9 protein-coding genes and 1 pseudogene are annotated in these 10105 nt (G+C 68.1%); 5 read left to right on the top strand and 5 right to left on the bottom strand.

Annotation, left to right across the window (positions count from 1 at the left end; all coding sequences use genetic code 11):
• From BST13_RS22585 to ctaE, 4 genes are all read right to left on the bottom strand, one after another.
• Positions 1-827 (bottom strand): cytochrome b (locus BST13_RS22585; protein WP_142282825.1); only part of this gene is annotated, 827 nt, incomplete at its 3' end.
• On the bottom strand, positions 824-1993 hold the full coding sequence (gene qcrA / locus BST13_RS22580; protein ID WP_083166249.1) for a cytochrome bc1 complex Rieske iron-sulfur subunit: 1170 nt from the start codon (positions 1991-1993) through the stop codon (positions 824-826). The genes BST13_RS22585 and qcrA, both read right to left, overlap by 4 nt.
• On the bottom strand, positions 1990-2820 hold the full coding sequence (qcrC, locus tag BST13_RS22575; RefSeq protein WP_170064313.1) for a cytochrome bc1 complex diheme cytochrome c subunit: 831 nt from the start codon (positions 2818-2820) through the stop codon (positions 1990-1992). Before qcrC ends, qcrA begins: the two co-directional genes overlap by 4 nt.
• An 11-nt stretch (positions 2821-2831) precedes the next feature.
• Positions 2832-3443, bottom strand: coding sequence for an aa3-type cytochrome oxidase subunit III (gene ctaE, locus BST13_RS22570; protein WP_062830356.1), 612 nt, complete (start codon positions 3441-3443; stop codon positions 2832-2834).
• Between the two features lie 133 nt (positions 3444-3576).
• On the opposite strand from ctaE, the gene trpD reads away from it, so the two are divergent.
• Complete coding sequence (gene trpD / locus BST13_RS22565; RefSeq protein WP_083166248.1) at positions 3577-4671, top strand: anthranilate phosphoribosyltransferase; 1095 nt, start codon at positions 3577-3579, stop codon at positions 4669-4671.
• Here trpD and BST13_RS22560 read toward each other — a convergent pair.
• Positions 4609-6420, bottom strand: a pseudogene (locus tag BST13_RS22560) (DEDD exonuclease domain-containing protein); the annotation flags it as partial. The gene trpD and the pseudogene BST13_RS22560 sit on opposite strands and share 63 nt — an antisense overlap.
• Positions 6421-6537: 117 nt before the next feature.
• Here BST13_RS22560 and BST13_RS22555 point away from each other — a divergent pair.
• From BST13_RS22555 to pimB, 4 genes are all read left to right on the top strand, one after another.
• A complete protein-coding gene (locus BST13_RS22555; protein ID WP_083166246.1) occupies positions 6538-6780 on the top strand; it encodes a hypothetical protein in 243 nt (80 codons plus the stop codon).
• Positions 6781-6952: 172 nt separating this feature from the next.
• Positions 6953-8095 carry a peptidoglycan hydrolase RipC gene (gene ripC / locus BST13_RS22550; RefSeq protein ID WP_083166245.1) on the top strand — a complete coding sequence of 381 codons (1143 nt, stop codon included), beginning with the start codon at positions 6953-6955 and terminating at the stop codon, positions 8093-8095.
• Positions 8064-8933, top strand: a complete 870-nt coding sequence (locus BST13_RS22545) for a gluzincin family metallopeptidase (protein ID WP_083166244.1) — start codon at positions 8064-8066, stop codon at positions 8931-8933. Before ripC ends, BST13_RS22545 begins: the two co-directional genes overlap by 32 nt.
• Positions 8934-8963: 30 nt before the next feature.
• On the top strand, positions 8964-10103 hold the full coding sequence (pimB, locus tag BST13_RS22540) for a GDP-mannose-dependent alpha-(1-6)-phosphatidylinositol monomannoside mannosyltransferase (RefSeq protein ID WP_083166243.1): 1140 nt from the start codon (positions 8964-8966) through the stop codon (positions 10101-10103).
• Positions 10104-10105: the final 2 nt, after the last annotated feature.

Below are 10105 nucleotides of genomic sequence, written 5' to 3'. Positions count from 1 at the left end.
CCCATCAGGCCGAGCACGCCGGTGATCATGGCGAAGAACGCCCCGGACTTGACCGCGAACACCGGCATGACGCGCACACCGACGACGTTGGTCTCGGTGCGGCCCGGGCCGGGGAACTGCGTGTGCTTCTGGAACCACACGAGCGCCAGGTGGGCACCGATCAGCGCCAGGATGATGCCAGGGATCAGCAGGATGTGCAGGGCGTACAGACGCGGGATCAGCACGGTGCCGGGGAAGTCGCCGCCGAACAGCGCCCAGTGCAACCAGGTGCCGATCACAGGCATACCCAGGGTGATCGAGGACAGCGCGGCGCGCAGGCCGATGCCGGACAGCAGGTCGTCGGGCAGCGAGTAGCCGAAGTAACCCTCGAACATGGCCAGGATCAACAGCAGCGAGCCGATGACCCAGTTGGCCTCACGCGGACGCCGGAACGCACCCGTGAAGAAGATGCGGGCCATGTGCACCATGATCGACGCGGCGAACATCAGGGCGGCCCAGTGGTGGATCTGGCGGACGAACAGACCGCCGCGGATCTCGAAGCTGATGTCCAGTGCCGTCTCGTAGGCACGTGACATCTGCACGCCCCGAAGTGGTTGGTACACACCGTTGTAGGTGACCTCGGCCATCGACGGATCGAAGAACAGGGTCAGCCACACACCGGTGATCAGCAGCACGATGAAGCTGTACAGCGCGATCTCACCCAGCAGAAACGACCAGTGGGTGGGGAAAACCTTGTTCAGCTGACGGCGTACCGCCGCTGACGGGTGATACCGCGAGTCGATCGCATCGCCTTGCGCGGCAGCCATCTTGGCAAGGTCAGGGCTCATGATTTGCGCTCCCAGAATGCCGGTCCGACGGGCTCGATGAAGTTGCCGTTGGCAACCAGGTAACCGTCTTTGTCAATGGTGATGGGCAGCTGCGCCAACGCGCGCGCAGCCGGACCGAAGATGGGCTTGGCGAAGTGCAACGCGTCGAACTGCGACTGGTGGCACGGGCACAGGATCCGATAGGTCTGCTGCTCGTACAGCGACGAGGGGCAGCCCAGATGCGAGCACACCTTGGTGAAGGCGAACAGCTCACCGAAGTTGAAGCTCTCCTGACCCTTACGCTTGACCACGCGGTGCATGTCCGCCGGCTTGATGCGGATCAGCATGACGGGGTTGCGCACGCCCATGGCGATCTCGGTCAGCTTGTGGTTGGACTCGACAGTGGTGCCGTCGCCATCCTCTTCGCGCCAAGGGAATACGGTTTCCATACCGCCCGCGTCCAGATCCTCGGGCCGCATCTTGACGAAGGGCGAGGAGCCGGGAACGCCGGTGGCGCGAGCGAGGTAGATGGTCTCGCCGTGGAACCGCGGCGTCCAGCCCGAGGTCCACAGCACGGCTTCCTTGCCATTGGCGGTGGGAACGACCGGCTTCCACGGGTTCTTGATCAGACCACCGATGAACGCCACCAGGGTGCCTGCACCGAACGCGCCGAGACCGATACCCAGCGACAGACCGATGAGCTTGCGCCGCTTGATGGTCGAGCCTTCAAGAGCGTCGGTCAGGTTGGCTGCGACGGTCTTGCGGGCCACCTCGGTGGAACGCCCGTCGTGGCGGTCCTGGATCGAGATTTCCTCGGGGATGAACTTCTTCTGGAACAGCACCGCGCCGACACCGATGGCCAGGACCGACAGACCGAAGGTCAGGCCGTACAGCGGGGTGGCCAGCGAGTAGAGGAACTGGCCCTCGGAACCGAAGGGCTTGTACTCCCATGGCCAGAAGATGAACACCAGCAGCAGGGCCAGGCCCGAAAGTCCGGCCAGCAGAAGCCAATACGCGACCAGACGCTCGGAGCGCTTCTCGGCCTTGGTACCCGGAACCGGCCAGCGCGGCTCCTTGAAGATGGTCTCGACTCCGTCGATCTTGCCGCCGAGTTCGACGAGTTCCTCACGCGTCATCGATGCCAGTTCGGCGTCGGTCGGCGTGCCTTCAGGGGTATTGGCGCTCATGCGCGTGCTCCGATCCACATCGCGATGCCGATGGCCGCGACGATTCCGATGATCCACATCGCCATACCTTCGGGCGCGGGGCCGAAGCCACCGAGGCCGTAACCGCCGTAGCTCGGGGTCTCGGCCGACTCGCGGACGTAGGCCACGATGTCGCGCTTCTCCTCGGGCGAGAGCTGGCGGTCGGAGAACTTGGGCATGTTCTGCGGACCGGTCAGCATCGCGGTGTAGATCTGGGCCGGGTTGGCCTCACCGAGATCAGGTGCGTACTTACCGGAGGACAGTGCGCCGCCCTTGCCGGTGAAGTTGTGGCACGACGCGCAGTTCAGGCGGAACAGGTCGCCACCGCGGGCCACGTTCGGACCGATCAGCGATTCCTGGGCAACCCCACCGTTGGCGTCACGGACGACGGTCGGGCCGCCGCCGTTGGCCTGAACGTAGGCACCCAACGCGTCGATCTGGGACTCGTCGAAGTGCTCGGGCTTGCGCGGGGCCTGGGCCTCGCCGCGCATGGCAGGCATACGGCCGGTGGACACCTGGAAGTACACGGCGGCCTCGCCGGTACCGATCAAGCTGGGCCCACGGTCGGGAACACCCTGCAGGTTGGCGCCATGGCAAGACACGCAGGACGTGTCAAACAGCTGCTTGCCGGTGCGCAGCAGGGCCGACTGTGATTCATCAGCGACCGCTACCTGCGGTGTCGGCGTCAGCGTTGCCGCCACACCCCCCGCGACTGCCAGGCCGATCAACAGCAGTAGGCCTGCTGACAATCGCCGGCGCAGCCGACGGCGCGACTTGCTGGTCATCGAACTCCTTCTCATCGGACTCATCGGCCGTCCGACTAGCGGACGAAGTAGATGGTGGCGAACAGTGCGATCCACACGATGTCGACGAAGTGCCAGTAGTACGAGACGACGATCGCCGCGGTGGCCTGCGCGGGAGTGAACTTACTCATCTTGGTGCGCGCGAGCAGGAAGATGAACGCAACCAGACCGCCGATCACGTGCATGCCGTGGAAACCGGTCGCCAGGTAGAACACCGAGCCATAGGCGCTGCTCGGGATCGTGGTGCCCTCGTGCACGAGCATGAAGTACTCGTACGCCTGGCCGCCGACGAAGAACGCGCCCATGAAGAAAGTCAGGACGTACCACCGGCGCAGGCCGAACACGTCACCGCGCTCGGCGGCGAACACGCCCATCTGGCAGGTGAACGACGACGCGATCAGCACCAGCGTCACCGGCACTGCCTCGGCGAGGTTCAGGTGCGTGGGTGGTGGTGGCCACACACCATCAGCCTGGGCGCGGGCCGTGAAGTACATCGCAAATAGCCCAGCAAAGAACATCAACTCACTGGAAAGCCATACTATGGTGCCAACACTCACCATATTCGGGCGGTTCAGCGAATGAACACGCGAGGTGATGGCGGTTCCCGAGGTGCCTACAGCGCTCGTCACCCCGCAAGTATGACGCTTTGTAGTTGTCGAACTCCACCCGGGTCGAGCAATTGGTCGGATTCGTGTCGCGGAGCCCCGGGCCGAACCGGGCCGGATCGACATCGGCGATCACGCCGGGCGATAGCATTCGGCGGTGGTCACCGGATCCTCGCAACCGTCCTCATCCCCGTCTCGCCCCGACGGAGCGCCGACGTGGCCGCACGTTCTGGGGCGGCTGACCACCGGGCAGAGCCTGCCCAACGGGCATGCGACATGGGCGATGGACCAGATCATGACGGGCGCGGCGACCCCCGCGCAGATCGCCGGTTTCGCGGTCGCCATGAAGATGAAACGGCCGACCTCGGCAGAAGTGGGCGAGCTGGCTGACAACATGCTGTCCCACGCCCGCCTGGTGCCCACCGACCGGATCGGCACCGAGACCGTCGACATCGTCGGTACCGGCGGCGACGGGGCCAACACCGTGAACCTGTCGACGATGGCGGCCATCGTGGTGGCCGCCGGCGGCGTCCCTGTCGTCAAACACGGCAACCGCGCGGCATCGTCACTGTCGGGCGGGGCGGACACGCTCGAAGCGCTCGGCGTCAAGATCGACCTCGGCGCCGACGACCTGGCCCGCAGCGTCGATGAGGTGGGCATCGGCTTCGCGTTCGCGCCGCAGTTCCATCCGTCCTACCGGCACGCATCGGTGGTTCGTCGCGAGATCGGCGTGCCGACGGTCTTCAATCTGCTTGGGCCGCTGACCAACCCGGCCCGGCCACGAGCCGGTCTGATCGGTTGCGCGTGGGCCGACCTGGCCGAGGTGATGGCGGGTGTTTTCGCCGCCCGCGGCTCCAGTGTGCTCGTGGTCCACGGCGACGACGGCCTCGACGAGCTCACCACCACGACCACCAGCACCATCTGGCGCGTGCAGGCCGGCACCGTGGAACGCCTGACGTTCGACCCGGCCGCCTTCGGCTTCGCCCGCGCGGAGATCACCGAGCTCGTCGGCGGTGACGCCGCCACCAACGCCGCCGAGGCGCGAGCTGTCCTGGGCGGAGCCAAGGGCCCGGTGCGCGACGCCGTGGTGCTCAACGCGGCGGGCGCGATGGTCGCCCACGCCGGACTAGCCAGCGACGCCAAGTGGGTTCCTGCGTGGGAGTCCGGTTTGGCTCGGGCCACCGAGGCGATCGACTCCGGAGCGGCCGAACAACTGCTCGCGCGTTGGGTGCGGTTCGGTCAGCAGCTCTGAGGGGGCCACTTCCTGCTGGGCTGCCACCCGGGCCGACCTTGCCGTCGCCGCCCACTGGGCGTAACGGCCCGCCGACTCCCGCGGCGTCGCCCAACCCACATCGGCTCGGACGATCCGTATCCCCGGCTGCGCCAGCCAGCGGGCGATGAGCCCCGTCTCCTCGACGAGTGCACCGCCGAGCGGGCCGTCGTCCGGCAGCACCACCTGCGCCGCCGCGCACAGCGCGTCCACGACCGGCATCGGCGGCACCCCGCGCGCGGCAACACCGGCCGCGGCCAGCTGACCGGACCGGATGACCGTCAGCTGCCAACCGCCGTTGCCGTCGCTGCGCGCGGCCACCAGCTCCGGTACGGCGACCAGGGCCCGCAGCCGCTGACCCCGCCACAGCGTCTCGATGGCCACGGCGGCATGGTCACGCACCCGGGCCGCGGTCTCGTAGCGGTTGGCCGCGGCGAGCTCGTCGATATGAGCGAGCACGGCTGCCAGCGGCGCACTTGAGGTCCCGTCGATCAGCGCGATGACGCGCTCGGGAGCGGCGGCATACGCGGCGGCGTCGGCGCCCTGCAGTGCCGGACACGGCGACAGCTCGCGTTCCGGGCACCGGTGCACGGCGGCGGCGCCGAATCGGGCGGTGCAGGTACGCATCCCGGTGAACCGGGCCAGCAGGTCGCCGGTCTGCACGGCGTCGGCGCGGGCCGAGAACGGCCCGATGGCAGTGCGCCGCCCAGGGTTTCGCACGACCGAGAAACGCGGGAACGCCTCATCGGTGAGCGCCAGCCACCACCAGCGCTGCGGAAACTTGGACCGGCGGTTGTAGGGCGGCGCGTGGGCCGCCAACAGCCGCAGCTCGCGTACCCCGGCCTCCAGCTCGTGTGCGCACTCGACGTGGTCGACCGCGCGGGCCAACGACGTCATCTCCTTCATGCTGGCCCGCGGGTCGGCACCGGTGAAGTACTGGCGGACCCGACGACGCAGGTCGACGGCGGTGCCGACATAGAGAACCTCGTCGGACGGCCCGCGGAACAGATACACCCCGGGCCGGTTCGGCAGCCGGTCGGCCAAAGCCCGGTTGCGGCGCTGAGCGGGTGTGGTGTTGGGCAGGTATGACCGCAGATCGGCGAATGTGTGGATGCCCTGATTGCCGACCCGCTCGATCAGGCCGTGCAGGACGTCGACGGTGGCCCGGGCATCGTCGAGGGCGCGGTGCGTCGGCGTGGTCGATGCGCCGAACAGTCGGGCCAGCGCGGCGAGTCGAACGCTTGGCGCCTCGTCGCGGGTGAGGACGCGGCGCGCCAGCTTCACCGTGCACAGCACTGGCGGACGCGGCCACGGCAGCTGAGCGCGTTGCGCCGCCGCCCGCAGGAAGCCGATGTCGAAGCCCGCGTTGTGGGCCACCAGCACCGCGCCCCGAGAGAATTCGAGGAATGCGGGCAGGACGCTGTCGATCCGTGGGGCGTCGCGCACCATAGCCGTTGTGATGCCGGTCAGTTGGACGATCTGCGGGGGGATGGCCCGGCCGGGGTCGATCAGGGTGGCCAGCTCGCCGAGCACTTCGCCGCCGCGCACCTTGACCGCGCCGATCTCGGTGATGGCGTCGTAGCCGCCGCCCGGCTGCGTCGCGGTGGCGCGCCCACCCGTGGTTTCCAGGTCGACCACCACGAAGGTGGTGTCGGCGAGGCTGACGGCCTCCAGCTCGTTCTCGAAGTCCAACGGCAGCTGCCCGGTGTCGGCGACGCGGCGCTGGCCCATGGCACAAGACGCTAGGCACAACCACCGACATCGCGACGCCGCCGCGCCAATCCGCTCCGCTAAATGTCGGTGCCCCCCGTTAGCGTGCGCCTAACACCGATCGAGAGGACGGTCAAGATGACATCTGCGCACCAACCGGGCAGGCCCGCGCCTGACATCGGCAGCGTGACCATCGACTGCGACGACTGCGCGGTCCGCGGTCCCGGCTGTCAGGACTGCGTTGTGAGCGTTTTGCTCGGCGTGCCTGAGAAGTTGCTGGACGACGAGCGCCGGGCGCTGGAAGTGCTGGCAGACGCGGGTTTGGCGCCCCGACTGCGGCTCGTGCCGATTCACCGAAACGGCACACCCGGGGTCGCCTGACGACACGCATCGCCGGTTGCGCAGGAAAATATTCCTCTGGGGCTGTTAGATTTGCATCTCCCGTCGGAGATTTCCATCTCCTGTTGGACAAGACCGATGCCGTTTCGTAACCTATCTGAGACCTAAGAGCAGTTCGAGGCGGCTCGCTAACGCCAGTTGTGAGGACGAAAACTTGAGGCACGACCGCGCGCACGGGCCCACAAGTCGTGTCAAGCGACCCATTGCAGGTGCAATCGCGGGCTTGACCGTAATGGCCGGACTTCTTGCCGGCGCTGCGCAGGCGGACCCTGCGCAGGACGCTCTGGCAAAGCTGAATGAGTTATCTAGGCAGGCCGAGCAGACTACCGAGGCGATGCACTCGGCGCAAATCGATCTGAACAAAAAGCTTGCGGCGCAACAGGATGCGGACAAGCGGCATGCTGATGACGTCGCGGCCGTCGATGCCGCCAAGGCTCAGTTGGCAACGTTCCAGACTGCCGTGGACAAGGTCGCCGCGACGCAGTACATGGGTGGCCGGACATCGGGCTTCGACGCGATGCTGACCGCCGACTCGCCGCAGCAGCTGATCGACCAACTCGCCGTCCAGCGCGTGATGGCCGCCGAGATGGCCGGGCAGATGCAGAGCTACCGCGAGGTCGGCAACAAGGCCGCTGACGCCGAGGCGGCGTCGGCCAAGTCCGCGGCCGATGCGAAGACCGCGGCCGAGCAGGCTGCCGCAGTGCGCGCGGACCTGCAATCCAAGCAAAGCCAGTTGCAGGTCCAGATCGCGATCGTCAAGTCGCAGTACCAGGCCCTCACCCCGGGACAGCGCGAAGCGCTCGCAGCTACGCCGCCGGCACCGGTCGCCCCGCCGCCACCAGCTCCGCAGGCGTTGCCACCGGCGGAGGATCCCAGCATCCAGGCCTCCGCACCCGACGGCATCCCGCCCGGCGACGTAGCGCCGCCTGCGGCAGCGACGCCCGGCGGTAGCGAGCATTCGGCAACGGTCATCCAGGCCGCACTGAGCCGCATCGGCTCGCCGTACTCCTGGGGTGCGGCCGGCCCGGGCTCGTTCGACTGCTCGGGTCTGGTGATGTGGTCGTTCCAGCAGGCCGGTATCTCGCTTCCGCACTCCAGCCAGGCCCTGGCTGCGGGTGGACAGCCGGTCTCCATGGATCAGATCCAGCCCGGCGATCTGGTGACGTACTACTCGGATGCCTCGCATGTGGGCATCTACATCGGCGACGGAATGATGGTGCACGCGTCGACTTATGGCGTCCCCGTTCGGGTCGCCCCGGTCAACAATGCGCCGATCTACGACATCCGTCGGTACTGATCCGTCGGTCTCTCGGCCGGTTCTGGGCACCGCTTTACTGGCTGAGCTGATCGCGGCGGCCGCCGTACTGTGGCCCGCCGCGGCACCCGCTCAATCCCCGTCGCCCCCGCCGTCGGCCCTGCCCGCGGTGAGCGTGGTTCCCGCCGTCAGCGCCCCGGACCCGGTGACATCGGTGGTCCTGCCCGATGGCCGCACAGCCCAGCTGCTCGGGCTGGGTGGTGAACGCACTGCGGCTCTGCTGGGCCGCCTCGACACCGAGTTGGGTACCGCCGCGACAGTGGTCACCGGCTTCTGGGGGCCCGACTGGCCCCATCAGATCAACCTGGTAGTCGCCGGATCCGACGACCAATTCCGGGTGCTGGCCGGGGGCGCAGAGGACATCGCCGCGACCACCACGGCGCAGCGCATCATGTTCGCCCCCGGGGCTGCCGACATGAGCCGGCCGGCACTGCGAATCGTGCTGCGCCACGAGCTGTTCCATTACGCGTCGAGAGCACGTACCGCACCCGACGCACCCCGCTGGCTCACCGAAGGCGTCGCCGATTACGTCGGGCGCCCGGCCGAGCCGCTCCCAGGTCCGACGCGCGCCGCCGAACTGGCCCAGTTGCCCACCGATGCCGACCTGGACTCGATCGGTGCCGCGAGATCGCTCGCCTACGACCGGGCCTGGTGGTTCAGCCGCTACGTCGCCGACCGGTACGGCCCACGTGCACTGCGTGATCTGTATCTGCGTGCCTGCGGATTCGGTCATCCCGACGTGGGTACCGCGGTGCACGATGTGCTCGGGATCGATCTTGATCAGGTACTCACCGACTGGCGGCAGTGGCTCAGCCGCTAGCCTGAAGCCGATGGTTAAGGTGAGGGCACAATGACGCGGGTTCTGTTGGTCACCAACGATTTTCCGCCGCGGCGTGGGGGCATCCAGTCATATCTCGAGGCGTTCGTCGGGCAGTTGACGAGCTCGGGTGAACATCGGTTGACGGTCTACGCGCCGAAATGGAAAGGCGCCGAGGCTTACGACGCGGCCGCCGCGTCCGCCTACCAGGTGGTGCGGCACCCGACCACGCTGATGATCCCGGAGCCGACGGTCGCAACGCGGATGTGCCGGCTCATCGGTGAACACGACATCGACACCGTCTGGTTCGGCGCGGCCGCACCACTGGCCCTGCTGGGACCGTTGGCGCGGCGAGCCGGAGCGAGCCGGGTGGTCGCCAGCACCCACGGGCACGAGGTGGGCTGGTCGATGCTGCCGGTGGCCCGCAGCGCGCTGCGCCGCATCGGCGATGACGCCGACGTCGTGACGTTCGTCAGCCACTACACGCGGGGACGGTTCGCTTCGGCGTTCGGACCCCGTGCCGCCCTCGAACACCTGCCGCCCGGGGTCGACACCGACCGGTTCCAGCCCGACCCGGCGGCTCGCGCCGAACTGCGCAAGCGCTACGGCTTGGGCGGAAGCCCTGTGGTGGTGTGCCTGTCGCGACTGGTGCCGCGCAAGGGCCAGGACATGCTCATCCGGGCGCTACCTGCGATCCGGCGGCGAGTGCCCGGCACCATTCTGGTCGTCGTCGGCGGTGGACCGTATCTGGACAAGCTCAAGCAGCTGGCGCACGAGTGCGACGTGGCCGAGCAGGTGGTGTTCACCGGCGGGGTGCCGAGTGACGAACTGCCCGCCCACCACGCCATGGCGGACGTGTTCGCGATGCCGTGCCGCACGCGGGGCGCCGGGTTGGATGTCGAGGGCCTCGGCATCGTCTACCTGGAGGCCTCGGCCAGTGGCGTGCCTGTGGTCGCCGGAACCTCCGGCGGGGCACCCGAAACCGTGCTCGACGGGCAGACCGGCACCGTCGTCGACGGCACCGACGTCACCGCGATCGTGACCGCTGTCGGTGATCTCCTGGCGGATCCGGGGCGGGCCGCCGCGATGGGCGTCGCGGGACGGCACTGGGCGGTGGACAACTGGCAGTGGCGGGCCAAGGGCGCCCGCCTCGCCGAGTTGCTTTCCGGCTGAAC

The sequence above is a fragment of the Mycobacterium aquaticum genome (assembly GCF_002086485.1).
GTDB classification, from domain to species: domain Bacteria; phylum Actinomycetota; class Actinomycetes; order Mycobacteriales; family Mycobacteriaceae; genus Mycobacterium; species Mycobacterium aquaticum.
The sequence above is the reverse complement of the archived record's forward strand: the minus strand, read 5'-3'. Positions and strand labels throughout refer to the sequence as shown.

What these genes read in the sequence shown, in the direction of transcription:
- qcrA (WP_083166249.1), bottom strand. Translation starts at nt 1,993, where the DNA reads ATGAGCGCCAATACCCCTGAAGGCACGCCGACCGACGCCGAACTGGCA.
- qcrC (WP_170064313.1), bottom strand. Translation starts at nt 2,820, where the DNA reads ATGAGTCCGATGAGAAGGAGTTCGATGACCAGCAAGTCGCGCCGTCGG.
- BST13_RS22555 (WP_083166246.1), top strand. Translation starts at nt 6,538, where the DNA reads ATGACATCTGCGCACCAACCGGGCAGGCCCGCGCCTGACATCGGCAGC.
- BST13_RS22545 (WP_083166244.1), top strand. Translation starts at nt 8,064, where the DNA reads ATGCGCCGATCTACGACATCCGTCGGTACTGATCCGTCGGTCTCTCGG.
- pimB (WP_083166243.1), top strand. Translation starts at nt 8,964, where the DNA reads ATGACGCGGGTTCTGTTGGTCACCAACGATTTTCCGCCGCGGCGTGGG.